This window comes from Pandoraea sp. XJJ-1 (genome assembly GCF_026802345.1).
In the GTDB taxonomy this organism is placed as follows: Bacteria; Pseudomonadota; Gammaproteobacteria; order Burkholderiales; family Burkholderiaceae; genus Pandoraea; species Pandoraea cepalis.
The window spans coordinates 4,642,165-4,658,920 of record NZ_CP113827.1 but is presented as its reverse complement, the minus strand read 5'-3'; the positions used below and the strand labels follow the sequence as shown (position 1 = coordinate 4,658,920).

Below are 16,756 nucleotides of genomic sequence, written 5' to 3'. Positions count from 1 at the left end.
GCGCAGGGACGGCAGCGGATGCTACCAGATTGCCCCGTAAAAATATGTTAAAGCGCGTGTCATACGCTGGCAAACCGGATCTTCCAAGAGGAATTGTGGTTTTTATGTTGCACTGCGGGAAAACAAGATTTCGACAGATGATACCCGAGGTGTGTGCGGAGACCGTTTGCGCCGACGCCGGGCCGCAAAATGAGGCTGGGATGATGTGAACTTTATGGGCGTTGCGCGGACCAATTCCCGCGGCTTGCTTCGCGCCGTGCGGTCGTGTAGTGTGCACCGCTCGATCGGGCCACGGCGCCAGTGGCCGGTGGCGCAAGGCGCCCCCGGTGGTCGTGTTGCTTGCCGGCCCGACTCCCTCTCATTCCAAGACAAGCAAGGATGCGCCGCATGACGACGCCATTAGACGCGCGTTGCGAGCGTGCACGACAACTGAGTGCCGCCGGCCGGCTCGACGAGGCGATCGCCGAGTTGCGCCAAGTACTGAAACAATCCCCCGAATTCCTGCCGGCCCTCGAGGGCCTCGCCTACGTCTCGTTGCGCACCAACGCCTTCGAGTCGGCCGCCGACGCCTTCGACCGCCTGATCGCGCTCGTGCCGCAGCCGGGCGCGCAGGCGAGTTTCGACGCCGCGATGGCCAGCCTCCAGGCCGGGCGTCAGATGCGTGCCGAGGCGCTGTTCGACGCCACCGTGCAGCAGTCGCCGGACGTCATCGGCACGATGCACACCATTGGCCTGACCTGGGCGCAGGCGGGCGACAACGCGCGTGCGCTCGGCTGGTTCGAGCGCACGTCGGCCAAGGCGCCGGCGTTGTGGCAGGCGCACTTCAACCGTGGCCGCGCGCTCGGTGCCTTGGGCCGCTACGACGAAGAGATCGACGCATACCGGCTGGCCAACGCCATCGCCCCGCAGCAACCCGATCCGCTGGTGAACCTGGGGGTGGCGCTGCGTGAGCAACACGCGTTCGGCGAAGCGCTGCAATGCTTGCGCGAGGCGGTAAAGCTCGCGCCGGACCATGCGGGCGCGCGCACTAACCGGGCGCAGACAAATCTGCTGCTGGGCGACTTCGAGCATGGCTGGCATGACTACGAGTGGCGCTGGCAGGAAGGCGGTCAGCGGCGGCGCTTCAGCGACCGGCTCTGGGACGGCCGCGCGCCGCTCGCGGGCAAGACGGTGTTCGTCCATAGCGAACCGGGCCTGGGCAATACGTTGCAGTTCGTGCGGTTTGTGCCGCGTCTGGTCGAGAGGGGGGCGAACGTCGTGCTGTCGGTGCAAGCGCCGCTTGTCACGTTGCTGGGCGGCTTCGCGCGCGGGGTGACGGTGCTTGCCGAGCACATACCGGTGCCGTCGTTCGACTGGCAGCTGCCGCTGCTCAGCCTGCCGCATCTGTTGAAAGCGGGGGGCGATGTGGCAACCGTTTTGCCCTACGTGCGCTCGAGCGCAGGGCGGGAGATGATCTGGCGGTCGATGCTGGGCAAGCCGCCGGAAGGCGCGTTGCGGGTGGGCTTCGTGTGGCGCACCGGGCCGTTTCCGCCGCATCGCGACGTGGCGCTTGCGCATTGGGCGCCGGTCTTCGGTGCCGACGCGCATTTCTACGCGTTGCAGGTCGATGTGACCGACGACGAGCGCGCCGAACTGGCCCGGTATGCCAATGTGCATGACATCGGCGCGAAGCTCAGCGATTTTGCCGAGACGGCGGCCGTCATGGCGCAGATGGATCTCGTGATCTCAGTGGACACGGCGGCGCTGCACTTGGCCGGAGCGCTGGGAAAACCGGTCTGGGGACTCGTCGGCTTTACGCCGGACTGGCGCTGGCAGTTATCGCGTCGGGACAGCGACTGGTATCGGTCGCTCACGCTTTATCGCCAGTCGCCGCGCGGCGACTGGGATGGCCTGATGGCGCAGGTCGGGGCCGATCTCGCTACCCTCGTGCATGAAGCGCGGGCGGCTGTGCCGATGGAGGCCCACGGATATCACCCGGCGTCGGCCTGATCGCTGTCGTCGTCGCGCAGGCGCGTATAGATATTCCAGCTGGAGATGAACAGGGCGGCGATGAGCGGTCCGATCACGAAGCCCGTCAGGCCGAAGAGCGACATCCCGCCGAGGGTGGCGATCAGCACGACCCAGTCGGGCAGCTTCGTGTCCTTGCCCACGAGAATCGGACGCAGCACGTTGTCGACCAGGCTCACAATGGTGCCGCAGAACGCAAACAGCACCACGCCCTTCCAGACTTCCCCGGAGAGCAACAGCCAGGTCCCCACGGGCACCCACACGACGGCTGCGCCCACGGCGGGTAATAGCGACAGGAAGGCCATCACCACGGCGGCGAGCACGTAGCCCTGGATGCCGAGGACGGCGAAGATGAAGCCGCCGAGTACGCCTTGCACCACGGCGACGGCGATGTTGCCCTTGACGGTGGCGCGCACGACCGTGGTGAACTGCCGGATCAGTTGGGTTTTGTGACGTTCTTCGAGCGGCAGGGCGCGTCGGACCATCACGCCGAGCACGGTACCGTCGCGCAGCAGAAAGAACAGCAGGTAGAGCATTACGCCGAAGCTCACGAGCAGTTGCGCCGTGTTCTGACCGATGCTCACCAGATAGACCGCGACCAGGCGGCCGATTTGCGCGGCGCCGTCGCCCAGCTTTTGCTGGATCGCGGCGACGTCCTGCACACCGGCCAGATCCATCACTCTATGCACACTCGCGGGCATCCGGTCGAGCAATTGCTGGAAGGCTACCGTGAGTTGGGGAAGATCGGCGCGAAAACGCACGAGTGCCGTGCTGATTTCCTGCGTCAGCATGCCGATCACGAGCGTGAGCGGCAGGATCACGATGAGCAGGATCAGCGCCAGCGTGGCGAGGGCGGCCAGATTCGGCCGGCCGCGCAGACGAGTGAGGATGCGGCGCTGCACTGGCTGGAACAGCACGGCGAGAATCGTGCCCCAGAAGACGGCGCCGAATAGCGGAAACAGAATCCACCCGAACACGATCGTCACGACGAACAGCATGAGGTGGAAGAACTTGCGCTGATCGCTACGACTCGACATGAGGTTTCCTCGCAGATGACGGCGGCGCAGACGGAGACGGCGTGCCAGTCGTTCTTATAGCAGAACCGGCCGTCGGGCCGATTTCACGGATGATTTGTGTCACGAGCGGATGGCCTTCGCCACGTCGCGAGCGAATGGCGTGGATGTCCTCGAAAACCTCGCTAGGGCGGCCCAGCCAGCGCAGGCCGCGCAGCAGCGAGACGTCGCCCGCGCCCGCCTCGCTCAGCGGAAAGACGCCCATGCCGCGTGTGGCAAAGACGGCCATGAGCGCGCTGTCTTCGAATTCGCCGACGATATTCGGGCGAATGCTCTGTGCCTCAAACCATTGATCGAGCCGGGCGCGCAGGGCCGAGTGACCGGTTGGCAGCACGACGGGGAGGTCTGCCAGGCATTGAGGAAACGCGGCTCGCGCGGATTGGCGTACCAGCGATGCCGGCCCATACCAGTCGACCGGCGACGCGACCAGACGTTCGCTTGAGAGTCGCAGCGTAGGGTTATACGGGGCGGGCTGGCTCGCGAGCACGAGGTCGAGCTTGTGTAGCGCAAGTTCGGCGAGCAACTGCTCGTGTTCGCCTTCATGGCAGACGAGCCGCAGCGAGGGCGTGTCGAGCACCGGCGCGAGAATCGCGTGCGCGGCCAGTTTGGAGATACCGTCGGCCAGCCCGATGGCAAGCCTTGCCACACGACCGCTGGCGGCCTCGCGAACGTCGTCGGGGATCGACTGGCCGAGGCGAAAAATCTCTTCTGCACGCCGAAACGCCGCCTGCCCCGGGTCGGTCATTGCGACGCCGCGTCCGGCGGGCTTGAGCAACTGGTGGCCGAGTGATTTCTCGAGCTCGCGCACCTGGGCGCTGATCGTCTGCACGGCCATGTCGAGACGCTCCGCCGCGCGAGCAAAGCCCCCTTCCTTGACGACGACCCAAAAATAGTAAAGATGACGGTAATTCAACATATCGAATGGACTTCGGAAAAACCGAACTATTTTGAAGTATATAACTGGTTTTTGCGAAACATGAGTTCGGGGATCATGCTGTCCTGGACCCGCACCTCGCGTTAGGTGCGGGATAACGAAGGGGCATGGCCGCTGTCGACTGGCGGTGAATGTTCCGATAACCCTAGGGAATCTCTGGCGCACATATGGACTATCTGCTTGCTTTGGCGGTTGACCCGGCGGTATGGGCGGCGCTTGTCACGTTGGTGGTCATGGAAGTCGTGCTTGGCATCGACAACCTGATCTTCATCTCTATCCTGACCAACAAGTTGCCGTTGTCGATGCGGGCGCGCGCGCAGCGTATGGGCATTGGTCTGGCGCTGGTCATGCGTCTGGCGCTGCTGGGTACGGTGGCATGGATCGCCAAGCTGACGACACCGCTCTTCGAGTTGTTCGGTCACGGCTTTTCGTGGCGCGACCTGATTCTGATCTCCGGTGGTCTGTTCCTCGTGTGGAAGGCGACGAAGGAGATGCATCAGCATGTGGCGTCGGACACGGACGATGCCGAACACGGCGAGGGCGCATCGACGGCGGGAACGATGGCGACGATCACTGCGCGTGCCGCCGTGGTTCAGATCCTGATGCTGGACCTCGTGTTCTCGATCGACAGCATCGTGACGGCCGTGGGCATGACCGAGCACATCCCGATCATGTTCGTTGCGGTGATTGCCGCCGTGACGGCAATGTTGTTCATGGCGGGGCCGCTCTCGCGATTCATCGAGGCGAATCCGACGGTCGTGATGCTGGCGCTGGGCTTTCTGCTTGTGATTGGCATGACGCTGATCGCGGAAGGCTTTGGGTCACATATCCCGAAGGGTTACATCTACGCGGCGATGGCATTCTCGGCCTTCGTGGAGGGGCTGAACATGTTGACGCGTCGTGCGAAGGCGCGCCGTAAGGCAGAGCAGGGGCGCGTGCTTCACTAGGGGGTGCGGTAACGAAAGCGTAAGTGAGGCGGCGGCGGTCACCACCGCCGTCACTTTTTTTGTCTGACCGCTTCGGTTTTTACGAACATGGATGAACGGAAAAGCAGGTTTTTCCGTGGTGCGACAGCCGATACATTAAGGGCGTTGTCTCATTTACGTGATGGAGCGAAACGATGAAATGTCCTGTATGCGGTACCCCGGATTTGCTGATGGCGGAGCGTCAGGGGGTGGAGATCGACTATTGCCCGAGCTGTCGTGGTGTGTGGCTCGATCGTGGGGAGCTGGACAAGCTGATCGAGCGAACGGAGGGAGGTGGGGCGAGGCCGGCACCTGCGGCGCTCGGCGGCGATGATCAAGGGAATCGTCGCGACTCCCAAGCGTCTTGGCGCGATCATGCTCATCGCGATAGATCTCGTGGGGACGATGACCGAAGTCGCCAGTACGACCAGCCACGCAAGAAGAAGTCGCTGTTCGAGATGTTCGACTTTGACTGACGCCGGCGGGTAACTGACGTTTGCGCCCTTTGGCGTGGGATGCAAAACGTCAGCAGCGCTTTTGTGCGAACCCAAAAAAAACGGCTCCCATCGCTGGGAGCCGTTTTAAATTTGGTGGCGAATCAGGGACTCGAACCCCGGACCTGCGGATTATGATTCCGTCGCTCTAACCAACTGAGCTAATTCGCCGTAGAAGAAAGAGTATAGGTAAGCCCCCATGGGCTGTCAACATATTTTTGCGGAACAACGCAAATAGTCGCCACGACCGCTCGTCCCGCGTCGCCGCCCCGGGTTCCGGAAACGACAACGCCGAGACCCGAAGGCCCCGGCGTTGTTGATCCGTTTCAACCTGTCGGGCAGGTCACCCCATCAATCGTTGGCGTAGATGTCGACGTCCTTGGTTTCCTTGATGAAGAGCATGCCGATCACAAAGGTCGCCAGGGCGATGATGATCGGGTACCACAGGCCGGAGTAAATGTCGCCCTTGGCGGCCACGATCGCGAACGCCGTGGCCGGCAGGAAGCCGCCGAACCAGCCGTTACCGATGTGATACGGCAGCGACATCGACGTGTAGCGAATGCGCGTCGGGAACATTTCCACCAGCATCGCGGCAATCGGCCCGTACACCATCGTCACGAAGATCACCAGAATCGTGAGCAGTACCACGACCATCGGCTTGTTCATCTGCGCCGGGTCAGCCTTCGGCGGATATCCGTCGGCCTTGAGCGTACCGGACATGTCGGCCTCGAACGCCGCAGTCTTTTCCTTCGCATCCGCCGCTTTGCCGTCGACCGACGAAATCACCTTGTCGCCGATCTTCACCGTGGTCATCGTGCCCGCCGGCGCTGCCTGGTTCTCATAGTTCAGGCCGGAGCGCGACAGGTAGCTCTTCGCGATGTCGCACGAACTCGTGAACTTCGACGTGCCCACCGGGTTGAACTGGAACGAGCACTCGTTCGGATCGGCGATCACCGTGATCGGCGAGCGAGCGGTTGCCGCCTCCAGGGCCGGGTTGGCGTAGTGCGTGAGTGCCTTGAAGATCGGGAAGTACAGCAGCGCGGCGATCAGACAGCCCCCCATGATGATCGGCTTGCGCCCGATCTTGTCCGAGAGTGCGCCGAAGAACACAAAGAACGGACTGCCGATAAGCAAGGCCAACGCGATCATGATGTTCGCGGTATTGCCATCGACCTTCAGCACCTGCGTCATGAAGAACAGCGCATAGAACTGGCCGGTGTACCACACGACCGCCTGACCGGCCGTCAGGCCGACGAGCGCCAGGATCACGATCTTCAGGTTCTTCCACTCACCGAACGACTCCCTGAGCGGCGCCTTGGAGGCCTTGCCCTCGGCCTTCATGCGCTGGAACGCCGGCGATTCGCTCAATTGCATGCGGATCCACAGCGACACCAGCAACAGCAGGAGCGACAGAACGAACGGCACGCGCCAGCCCCAGTTGGCAAACGCTTCTTCGCCAATCACCGTGCGGGTGCCAAGAATCACCAGCAGCGAGAGGAAGAGACCCAGCGTGGCGGTCGTCTGAATCCACGACGTGTAGAACCCGCGGCGGCCATGCGGCGCGTGTTCGGCAACGTACGTGGCGGCACCACCGTATTCGCCACCGAGCGCCAGACCTTGCAACAAACGCATGGCGATGAAGATCACCGGGGCGGCGATCCCCCACGACGCGTAGCCCGGCAGCAAACCGACAACCAGCGTCGACAGCCCCATCAGCGTGATGGTTACCAGGAACGTGTATTTGCGACCGACCAGGTCACCGATGCGGCCGAACACGATGGCGCCGAACGGACGCACCGCGAAGCCTGCAGCGAATGACAACAATGTGAAGATGAAAGCGGCCGTCGGGTTGATCCCCGAGAAGAACTGCCGGCTGATGAAAACGGCCAACGACCCGGCCAGGTAGAAGTCGTACCATTCGAACACCGTGCCCAGCGACGACGCGAAGATGACCTTTCTTTCTTCGGCGGTCATCGGCGCATGGGAGGTGGCTGTCGTTGTAGTAGCCATGCGGTTGTCTCCTGTAATGTAAGCACGCCCCTGGGTCGTGCCCGGGCCGCTGCCACTGATTATTGGAGGACAACCTTACCGACGTCTGACGCCAAACTGACTCGAAGCTTACGTTGCTAGGGACTTACCCTCGACTTTGGCTCGATATTGAACGTATTTCGCGTGAATTCGTCACGCATGCGGGTTTTCGATAGGCGCATCGGCGAGGGGGAACGTGACACGAATGAGCGTGCCGGTTGCTTCGGGGTGCTGCGCGTCAACATGGTCGAGCACGCTCACGTCGCCGCGATGGATCTGCACGATCTCGCGCACGATGGCCAAACCCAGGCCGCTGCCGTCGCTGTCACTGCCGAGAATGCGATAAAAGCGCTCGAACACCCGTGGACGCTCAGACGCCGGAATGCCCGGCCCGGTGTCTTCGACTTCGAGATGAACGAAGCCGTCGGACGCCTCATGCCGCAGACGTACCGTCACCTTCCCACCCGTCGGCGTATAACGGATTGCGTTATCGATCAGGTTGTTGAGCAATTCGCGAAGCATCACCGGTTGACCCGACAGATGCACCGAAAACGGTGGCTCCTCGAAGCCCAGATCGATCCGCTTGGCGAAGGCGGCCTGAAACCAGTCCTGCATGGCGCTTCGGGCAAGCACGCTGAGATTGACCGGCGTGAAGGCGGCGGCGTCGTTCGCGCTGTTTTCCGCGCGGGCCAGCGCCAGCAACTGGTTGACGAGGCGCGCCGCCTGCTCGGAACTTACGGCGATCAGCGACAGCGAACGGCGTAATTCGTCGGGAGACGTCTGGCGCAAGGCAAGTTCGGCCTGCATGCGCAGCCCCGCGAGCGGTGTTTTTAGCTGGTGCGCGGCATCGGCGATGAAACGCTGTTGGAGTTTCATATTCTGCTCCAGCCGACTGAGCAGATCGTTCAGCGAACCCACGAGCGGTGCAATCTCTGGCGGGGCCTGGCGCGCTTCGAGCGGCGATAGATCGTCGGGACGCCGCGCGCGGATGTGTTCCTGCAACGCATGCAGCGGCGCGAGGCCGCGCGACAGGCCGAACCACACGAGCACGATAGCCAGCGGCAGGATCACGAACTGCGGCAGGATTACGCCCTTGATGATTTCGTTCGCCAGTTGGCTGCGCTTGTCGAGCGTCTCCGCGACCTGCACGAGCGCCATGCTGCCGGCGGGCGTCACCCGCGGCAAGTCGACGTAGGTGAACGCCACGCGGATGTCGTTGCCGCCCACGGTTTCGTCGCGAAACTGTACGACGCCGGGTTGCGGACGGTCGTCTTCGTGCGGTAGCGGCAGGTCGGGCGTGCCGCCGACGAGTTCGCCCTTCGCCCCCAGCACCTGGAAATAGACGTTGTCGGTGGCGTCGGCGCGCAGCAGATCGCGTGCGGGCATGGGCAGCGTCAGGGTGACTTGGCCGCGGTCCGAATGGACTTGCTGGGCGAGAACATAAGCGTTGGTCTCGAGCGCCCGGTCGAAGGGGCCGTTGGCAATGGATTTCGCGACGAGGTACGTCACGGCAATGCTCATCGGCCAAAGCAGCAGCAGTGGCGCGAGCATCCAGTCGAGGATTTCGCCGAAGAGCGAGCGCGGGGGCGGCTCCGCCTCGTGCTCGAGCGGCGCGCCAAAGCCGGGCCGTACGAACGGATCGGTGTAAGGGTCGAGCCGGTCGAACGGTTCGTCGGCACCGGGCGGCGAGGGAGTGTGCCGTCGTGAGGGGGCGCCCTCAGGTGATGAGGGCGAGTGCGACGACGCGTCCGGGTCCGCAGGCGCGGCGCGATGATGGTGGCGAAAGCTCAGACGCATCGGACGGAGAGGCTAAAGAGGCAGGGGCGGCCGCGGCCGCATTCGGCGGACTATGCCGCATTGGCAGGCGCGGCGGCCGGCTTCTCCAGACAATACCCCAACCCGCGGATCGTGGCGATGCGCACCCCGCTCGGCTCGATCTTCTTGCGCAGCCGGTGCATGTACACCTCGATGGCGTTGTTGCTCACCTCTTCGCCCCAGCCGCACAAGTGGTCTACGAGCTGCTCCTTGGAAACGAGCCGCCCGGTACGCAGCAGCAGGACTTCGAGCAATTCCAGTTCGCGGGCGGACAGGTCGAGCATCTGCTCATTGATATAGGCGGTTCGTCCGACCTGGTCGAAGCTGAGCGGGCCGTGACGGATGACCGTCGAGCCGCCGCCCGCGCCGCGCCGCGTCAGCGCCCGCACGCGCGCTTCGAGCTCGGCCAGCGCGAACGGCTTGGCCATATAGTCGTCGGCACCGAGATCGAGCCCCTTGACGCGGGCGTCGACGCTGTCCGATGCGGTCAGGATCAGTACGGGCAGATGGGAATTGCGCGCGCGCAAGCGGCGCAGGACCTCGTGACCGGGCAGGCGCGGCAGGCCGAGGTCGAGAATCAGCAGGTCGAACGTCTGGGCGCAGAGCGCGGAATCGGCTTCGAGCCCCGTCTTGACGTGATCGACGGCATAGCCCCCCTGGCGCAGCGAGCGGGTCAGGGCGTCGGCCAGAATGCTGTCATCCTCTGCGATGAGAATTCGCATGGGCGTGATAGGCTCGTATTGGCACCGTCGCCTGACGGCTGCGGTGTGTCTCCTGTGATGTTGCGGCGCGTGGTTCGCGGCTTTTTTTGTCGTTTCGGCGCTTTCGGACAACAGGCACTTGCAAACAGCACTGGTTTTTTATACAGTACTGGCATTCACGCCTCACCCGAGCCGTCTCGCTCATCATATCAAAGGACGATTCATGGAAGAAAGCAAGAAAGGGTCTGCCAATCTGTCGGCCGAGAAAGGCAAGGCGCTGGCCGCCGCCCTCGCGCAGATCGAAAAGCAATTCGGCAAGGGCTCGATCATGCGTCTGGGCGACAGCGAGGTCGAAGCGGACATCCAGGTCGTCTCGACCGGCTCGCTGGGCCTGGACATCGCGCTGGGCGTGGGTGGCTTGCCGCGTGGGCGCGTGATCGAAATCTACGGTCCGGAATCGTCGGGTAAGACCACGCTCACGCTGCAAGTCGTGGCGGAAATGCAGAAGGTCGGTGGCACTTGCGCGTTTATCGACGCCGAGCACGCCCTCGATGTCGGCTACGCCAACAAACTGGGCGTGTCGGTGCCGGAACTGCTGATCTCGCAGCCGGACACGGGCGAACAAGCCCTCGAAATCGCCGACGCGCTGGTGCGCTCGGGCTCGATCGACCTCATCGTCATCGACTCGGTGGCGGCGCTGGTGCCGAAGGCCGAAATCGAAGGGGAAATGGGCGATTCGCTGCCGGGTCTGCAGGCGCGTCTGATGTCCCAGGCCCTGCGCAAGCTGACCGGTACCATCAAGCGCACGAACTGCACGGTGATCTTCATCAACCAGATTCGGATGAAGATCGGTGTGATGTTCGGTAACCCGGAAACTACTACGGGCGGAAACGCACTGAAGTTCTACTCATCGGTGCGTCTCGACATTCGCCGGATCGGCTCGATCAAGAAGGGTGACGAGGTCGTCGGCAACGAAACCCGCGTCAAGGTCGTCAAGAACAAGGTGTCGCCGCCGTTCCGCGAAGCGATTTTCGATATCCTTTATGGCCAGGGGATTTCGCGCGAAGGCGAAATCATCGATCTGGGCGTGAACGCGAAGATCGTCGAGAAGGCTGGCGCCTGGTACAGCTACAACGGCGAGAAGATTGGTCAGGGTAAGGACAACGCGCGTGAATTCCTGCGCGAAAATCCGGATATCGCCCACGAGATCGAAAATAAGGTACGCGCATCGCTCGGCGTCACGGCAATCAACGAGACCGGCGAGATCGAAACAGACGACGAGGTCTGAGGACCTCTCGCCTGTTCCGGAGCGGCAACGCGAGGCCAGTCGGCGCCGCGTTGCCGTTTTGCTTTTCCGGCCCCCGCTTTGATGGCATCACGATGACGTCATGATCACTCGCCGTCCTCCCCGAGATCCGAACGCGCCGCCACCTCCGCCGGGCGACGCCGCCGTTGCGGCCAAGCCGTCGCGCAAACCCGTGCTGAGCCTCAAGGCGCGCGCGCTGTCCTATCTCGCGCGTCGCGAACACAGCCGAGCTGAGCTGCGTCGCAAGCTTGCGCCGTTCGCCGACGCCGACGATCCCGAGGCGCTCGATCGCGTGCTGGACGGTCTTGAGCAGGAGCGCTGGCTGTCCAATGAGCGATTTGCGCAAAGCGTCGTGCATCGGCGTGCGTCGCGCATGGGGACGACGCGTATCGTCAACGAACTCAAGCAGCATCAGGTCGACGCCGATACCGTGACGGCCCTCGCGACACAACTGCGCGAAACGGAACTCGCCCGGGCCCGCGCCGTATGGCAGAAGAAGTTCGGCGAGATTGCCACGACGCCCGAGGCGCGCGCCAAACAGATGCGTTTTCTCGCCTCGCGCGGTTTCTCGCGTACCGTTATCAGCAAAATCGTGTGGGGTGCCGACGAATACTCGGACGACTTTTGACGCGACATCCATCATTTTCCTGATGGATGTCGCACCATTCATCGGGGAAGGGCGGGTGACGCGCGTAGGCTCGCAAGCCGCATGAATACTGGCGTGACATGGCGCGGTATCTCGCGTGTCGCGTCATGCCACAGTTATCGCGATATGGCGTTGCACCATACGCCCAGCACCTGCAGAATTTTGATTACCCGACCCATTGGTCGGGTAATTCGACCTTATGCGGCGGGCTTCTGTTGCGCTGCGGCAATCGCCGTCGCTGCCTATGCTAGAATTCAGATCTTTCCGCGTTCATGCATTGCACACTCTCGCATGCCGCTCTCTGAGCCCGCCTCTCGTACCCTGCGTCACCGCCGCGCGATCGCTGTCGAAGCGTTTTCGCGCGACGATGGCCTATGGGACATCGAAGCCTGTCTAACCGATCACAAGGATCGCGATTTTGCATTGGCAACGGGCCTTCGAAAGGAGGGCACGCCGATTCACTCGCTGTGGCTGCGTCTGACGATCGACGAGAGTTTCGAGGTGCGTGACGCCGAGGCCGTCTCCGACTGGGTGCCTTATCCCGGCATTTGCGACCAGATTGGCCCAGACTACCGTCAATTGATCGGACTTAACCTGCGGCGCGGGTTCCGCCATGCGGTGCGCGAGCGCCTCGGCGGCGCGGCGGGCTGTACCCATCTGACCGAACTTTGCAGTGTCCTGCCCACGGCAGCGATTCAGGCCTTCGCCGGCGAGGTGATCCACACCCCCGACACGGCGCTCAAGGCCGCCCACGAGGCCGATGTTTCGGCGCCTCCTTTCCAACTCGGACATTGTCACGCCCTGCGGTTTGATGGCGAGGCGGTGCGCCGGTTTTACCCGCGCTGGTTCAACGGCCGCGCAAACGATCGAGCGAACGAGCCCACGACGCCCGCCACAACCGAAGCGGTGCGCGATGGTGCCTCGACTCGCCAGCTCGAACCCAAACTTCCAACTCAGCAAGAAGGGAATCACGCATGAAGATTCATGAGTATCAAGGCAAGGAAATCCTCCGAAAATTCGGAGTCGCGGTGCCCCGCGGCATTCCGGCGTTTTCCGTGGACGAGGCCGTGAAGGCAGCCGAAGAACTCGGCGGTCCGGTTTGGGTGGTCAAGGCCCAGATTCACGCAGGCGGTCGCGGTAAGGGCGGCGGCGTGAAGGTTGCCAAGTCGATCGAGCAAGTGCGCGAATACGCCGGCCAGATCCTCGGCATGCAACTGATCACGCACCAGACCGGTCCGGAAGGTCAAAAGGTCAACCGCCTGCTGATCGAAGACGGCGCCGACATCAAGAACGAACTCTATGTCAGCCTCGTGGTCGACCGCATCACGCAGAAGATTGTGCTGATGGGTTCGAGCGAAGGCGGCATGGACATCGAAGAAGTCGCCGAAACGCATCCGGAACTGATCCACAAGGTCATCGTTGAGCCGTCCGTCGGTCTGACCGACGCGCAAGCCGACGATCTGGCCAAGAAGATCGGCGTTCCCGACGCTTCGATCGCTCAAGCCCGCGCGATTCTGCAAGGTCTGTACAAGGCGTTCTGGGAAACCGATGCGTCGCTGGCCGAAATCAACCCGCTGAACGTGAGCAGCAACGGCACGGTCACCGCGCTGGACGCCAAGTTCAACTTCGACTCGAACGCCCTGTTCCGTCACCCGGAAATCGTCGCTTACCGCGACCTGGACGAAGAAGATCCGGCAGAAGTCGAAGCCTCGAAGTTCGATCTGGCCTACATCTCGCTCGACGGTAACATCGGCTGCCTGGTGAACGGTGCCGGTCTGGCCATGGCCACGATGGACACCATCAAGCTCTTCGGCGGCGAGCCGGCGAACTTCCTGGACGTGGGCGGTGGCGCCACGACCGAGAAGGTCACCGAAGCGTTCAAGATCATGCTGAAGAACCCGAACCTGACCGCCATTCTGGTCAACATCTTCGGTGGCATCATGCGTTGCGACGTGATCGCCGAAGGCGTGATCGCAGCCTCGAAGGCCGTCTCGCTGAAGGTGCCGCTGGTCGTGCGCATGAAGGGCACGAACGAAGACCTGGGCAAGAAGATGCTCGCCGAATCGGGTCTGCCGATCATCTCGGCGGACAGCATGGAAGAAGCTGCCCAGAAGGTTGTCGCGGCTGCCGCAGGCAAGTAACCAGAACAGTCGAAGCCGCAGCGGCGCGACCCCAAAGGGGTGTGCGAACGCTGCCCGGCAACCGGATGAAGGAAATCAAGCAATGTCGATTCTGATCAACAAAGATACAAAGGTCATCACCCAAGGTATCACTGGCAAGACCGGCCAGTTCCATACCCGCATGTGCCGCGAATACGCGAATGGCAAGAACGCGTTCGTCGCCGGCGTGAACCCGAAGAAGGCTGGCGAAGACTTCGAGGGCATTCCCATTTTCGGTTCGGTCAAGGACGCGAAGGCACAGACCGGCGCGACCGTGTCGGTGATCTACGTGCCGCCCGCAGGCGCGGCCGCCGCGATCTGGGAAGCCGTCGAAGCCGATCTGGACCTGGCGATCTGTATCACGGAAGGGATCCCGGTTCGTGACATGATCGAAGTGAAGGACCGTATGCGTCGCGAAGGTCGCAAGACCCTGCTGCTCGGCCCGAACTGCCCGGGCGTGATCACGCCGGACGAACTGAAGATCGGCATCATGCCGGGTCACATCCACAAGAAGGGTCGCATTGGCGTGGTGTCGCGCTCGGGCACCCTGACGTATGAAGCCGTGGGTCAACTGACCGCCCTGGGCCTGGGCCAATCGACCGCCGTCGGTATCGGTGGCGATCCGATCAATGGTCTGAAGCACATCGACGTCATGCAAATGTTCAACGACGATCCGGATACGGACGCCGTGATCATGATCGGTGAAATCGGTGGCCCGGACGAAGCCATGGCGGCCGAGTGGATCAAGGGCAACATGAAGAAGCCGGTCGTCGGCTTCATCGCGGGCGTGACGGCGCCCCCGGGCAAGCGCATGGGCCACGCCGGCGCGCTGATCTCGGGCGGTGCCGATACGGCTGAAGCCAAGCTGGAAATCATGGACGCCTGCGGTATCAAGGTGACCAAGAACCCGTCGGAAATGGGCCGTCTGCTCAAGTCGGTGCTGTAATTCCCGTCGGACGACCGGGTCGTGCGCGCCGGAACTGGCGCGCACGAGCGAGGTCATGAAAAGGGAGCCCGGGACATCGGGCTCCCTTTTTTGCTATGGCGTATCACAAGCCATTCGTTTCCATCGTTGCATGCGTTCCTGAGGATATTCCCGCCATGCTTGCGTTTTTTGCCGAGCTGAACTGGGCTGCGGTCCTGCAGATCATCATGATCGACATCCTGCTGGGTGGCGACAATGCCGTGGTGATCGCACTCGCCTGCCGCAACTTGCCGGCCAAACAACGTTTGCAGGGCGTCGTATGGGGCACGATCGGCGCCATCGTACTGCGCGTGATCCTGATCGCGTTCGCCGTGACGCTGCTCGCAGTGCCGTATCTCAAGGCGGTGGGCGGCGCGTTGTTGCTCTGGATTGGGATCAAGCTGCTGGTGCCCGACCATGAGGCTCACGATAGCGTACAGCCGGCCGACAAGCTCTGGACGGCGGTCAAGACCATCATCATTGCCGACCTGGTGATGAGTATCGACAATGTCATCGCCATTGCCGGCGCCGCGGAAGGGGCCGCCAAAGACCATCAGTTGCCGCTCGTCATCTTCGGTCTGCTCGTGAGCATTCCGCTGATCGTCTGGGGCTCGCAACTGGTGCTCAAGGCCCTGGACCGGTTCCCATTCATCGTGATGGCCGGGGCGGCGTTGCTCGGCTGGATTGCGGGCGGGCTGATCGCGTCGGATCCGGGCATCGGCGACTGGTTGCATCTGCCGGGCGCCGCGGCCGAATATACGCATTACGTAGCGGCTGTGATCGGTGCACTGCTCGTGGTGGTGGTGGGGCGCGTGCTCAAGCGTCGGGCCGATGCACGTCAAATGCGTGCAACCTCTTCGGAATGATCGGGTCCATTCCCGGGGCCGATGTCGTCGGTCCGCGGTGGTTTTTCCATGAGCCACCGTGCTGTTCGGCCGAATCGTCCCGCCTCTGACTAGGACGATTCTCCTCACCCATACGGCCCCGCCCGATTTTGATCTACGGCAGGGCGCTGGCCGAGGGGGGTATGGCATACTCCGCCCACTTCCCCCCGATGTCCCTTTTGTTTTCATTGCTTTCGCAGGGAGTTACACAATGCGTCGTTTCGGCCACCGGACCTCCGGTATTGCCAAGTCTCGGGGTTTCACCCTGATCGAGTTGATGATCGTGTTGGCGATCATCGGTGTGCTGGTCATGGCAGGGGTTCCGTATCTGCAGAGTTATCTGGTACGTGCACGTGTTGTCGAAGGGCTGGGGGCTGCGGCGTCCGCCAAGGCACTCGTGAGCGAGAACGCCATGCACGGCGCGCCGTTCAACAGCGGCTGGCAAGCGCCGAGCGCGACGGACAACGTGAATGCGGTGAGTATCGATGCCGTGAGCGGCAACGTGACGGTCGCCTATACGCAACGTGCAGGCGACGGTGCCCTTGTGCTGGTGCCGACGAGCGCCGCTGCCGATGGCTCGCCCAAGGCGCTGACGGTCGGCAAGGCCCCCGAAGGCCAGATCGTCTGGACGTGTTACGCCCAAGGCCGCGAAGGGGCTCCGAATGGTGCGACGTTGCCGGGTAAGCTGGCGCCGCCGGAGTGCCGTGCGGCGGCGGCCACCGGCAAGTCGGGCTGAGGCCGGCGCTCGGCCGGACGGACTGCGTCGAGCTGTATCGGCGC

At 62.9% G+C, this 16,756-nt stretch carries 15 protein-coding genes and 1 tRNA gene; 10 read left to right on the top strand and 6 right to left on the bottom strand.

Annotated elements, in window-relative coordinates:
• Nucleotides 1–387: 387 nt before the first annotated feature.
• A complete protein-coding gene (locus OYT13_RS21500) occupies nucleotides 388–1,989 on the top strand; it encodes a tetratricopeptide repeat protein (protein WP_261939729.1) in 1,602 nt (533 codons plus the stop codon).
• Here OYT13_RS21500 and OYT13_RS21495 read toward each other — a convergent pair.
• Both OYT13_RS21495 and OYT13_RS21490 read right to left on the bottom strand, forming a co-directional pair.
• On the bottom strand, nucleotides 1,971–3,044 hold the full coding sequence (locus tag OYT13_RS21495; protein WP_017232900.1) for an AI-2E family transporter: 1,074 nt from the start codon (nucleotides 3,042–3,044) through the stop codon (nucleotides 1,971–1,973). The two genes, OYT13_RS21500 and OYT13_RS21495, sit on opposite strands and share 19 nt — an antisense overlap.
• Nucleotides 3,031–3,996: a LysR family transcriptional regulator gene (locus OYT13_RS21490; protein WP_017232901.1), complete on the bottom strand. Its 966-nt coding sequence runs from the start codon at nucleotides 3,994–3,996 to the stop codon at nucleotides 3,031–3,033. Before OYT13_RS21490 ends, OYT13_RS21495 begins: the two co-directional genes overlap by 14 nt.
• 185 nt (nucleotides 3,997–4,181) lie before the next feature.
• Between OYT13_RS21490 and OYT13_RS21485 the strand changes: the two genes are divergently transcribed.
• Together OYT13_RS21485 and OYT13_RS21480 are read left to right on the top strand one after the other, a co-directional pair.
• On the top strand, nucleotides 4,182–4,961 hold the full coding sequence (locus OYT13_RS21485) for a TerC family protein (RefSeq protein ID WP_150564835.1): 780 nt from the start codon (nucleotides 4,182–4,184) through the stop codon (nucleotides 4,959–4,961).
• Between the two features lie 173 nt (nucleotides 4,962–5,134).
• Complete coding sequence (locus tag OYT13_RS21480) at nucleotides 5,135–5,455, top strand: TFIIB-type zinc ribbon-containing protein (protein ID WP_026131758.1); 321 nt, start codon at nucleotides 5,135–5,137, stop codon at nucleotides 5,453–5,455.
• A 112-nt stretch (nucleotides 5,456–5,567) separates the two neighbouring features.
• On the opposite strand, the gene OYT13_RS21475 is transcribed toward OYT13_RS21480, so the two are convergent.
• The 4 genes from OYT13_RS21475 to OYT13_RS21460 all read right to left on the bottom strand — a co-directional run bounded on the left by OYT13_RS21475 (nucleotide 5,568) and on the right by OYT13_RS21460 (nucleotide 10,038).
• A tRNA-Met gene (locus tag OYT13_RS21475) sits at nucleotides 5,568–5,644 on the bottom strand.
• Nucleotides 5,645–5,824: 180 nt separating this feature from the next.
• Nucleotides 5,825–7,483, bottom strand: a complete 1,659-nt coding sequence (locus OYT13_RS21470; RefSeq protein WP_268566913.1) for an MFS transporter — start codon at nucleotides 7,481–7,483, stop codon at nucleotides 5,825–5,827.
• Nucleotides 7,484–7,654: 171 nt separating this feature from the next.
• The gene (locus OYT13_RS21465) at nucleotides 7,655–9,298 is read right to left on the bottom strand and encodes a sensor histidine kinase (RefSeq protein WP_268566912.1); all 1,644 of its coding nucleotides are present in this window, start codon (nucleotides 9,296–9,298) and stop codon (nucleotides 7,655–7,657) included.
• A 50-nt stretch (nucleotides 9,299–9,348) separates the two neighbouring features.
• A complete protein-coding gene (locus OYT13_RS21460; RefSeq protein ID WP_017232933.1) occupies nucleotides 9,349–10,038 on the bottom strand; it encodes a response regulator transcription factor in 690 nt (229 codons plus the stop codon).
• 202 nt (nucleotides 10,039–10,240) lie between these two features.
• Between OYT13_RS21460 and recA the strand changes: the two genes are divergently transcribed.
• From recA to OYT13_RS21425, 7 genes are all read left to right on the top strand, one after another.
• The gene (gene recA, locus OYT13_RS21455; RefSeq protein ID WP_268566911.1) at nucleotides 10,241–11,305 is read left to right on the top strand and encodes a recombinase RecA; all 1,065 of its coding nucleotides are present in this window, start codon (nucleotides 10,241–10,243) and stop codon (nucleotides 11,303–11,305) included.
• A gap of 100 nt (nucleotides 11,306–11,405) precedes the next feature.
• Entirely contained in the window at nucleotides 11,406–11,951 is a 546-nt protein-coding gene (recX, locus tag OYT13_RS21450) for a recombination regulator RecX (protein ID WP_315973480.1), read from the top strand.
• Between the two features lie 309 nt (nucleotides 11,952–12,260).
• Nucleotides 12,261–12,947 carry a DUF2889 domain-containing protein gene (locus tag OYT13_RS21445; RefSeq protein ID WP_017232936.1) on the top strand — a complete coding sequence of 229 codons (687 nt, stop codon included), beginning with the start codon at nucleotides 12,261–12,263 and terminating at the stop codon, nucleotides 12,945–12,947.
• The gene (sucC, locus tag OYT13_RS21440) at nucleotides 12,944–14,110 is read left to right on the top strand and encodes an ADP-forming succinate--CoA ligase subunit beta (protein WP_017232937.1); all 1,167 of its coding nucleotides are present in this window, start codon (nucleotides 12,944–12,946) and stop codon (nucleotides 14,108–14,110) included. Before OYT13_RS21445 ends, sucC begins: the two co-directional genes overlap by 4 nt.
• An 82-nt stretch (nucleotides 14,111–14,192) precedes the next feature.
• Nucleotides 14,193–15,074 carry a succinate--CoA ligase subunit alpha gene (sucD, locus tag OYT13_RS21435; RefSeq protein WP_017232938.1) on the top strand — a complete coding sequence of 294 codons (882 nt, stop codon included), beginning with the start codon at nucleotides 14,193–14,195 and terminating at the stop codon, nucleotides 15,072–15,074.
• A 155-nt stretch (nucleotides 15,075–15,229) separates the two neighbouring features.
• Nucleotides 15,230–15,958 (top strand): TerC family protein, encoded by a 729-nt coding sequence (locus OYT13_RS21430; protein WP_150563621.1) that lies wholly within the window; start codon nucleotides 15,230–15,232, stop codon nucleotides 15,956–15,958.
• A gap of 229 nt (nucleotides 15,959–16,187) precedes the next feature.
• Nucleotides 16,188–16,712 (top strand): pilin, encoded by a 525-nt coding sequence (locus tag OYT13_RS21425; protein WP_017232940.1) that lies wholly within the window; start codon nucleotides 16,188–16,190, stop codon nucleotides 16,710–16,712.
• The last annotated feature ends 44 nt before the right edge of the window (nucleotides 16,713–16,756 follow it).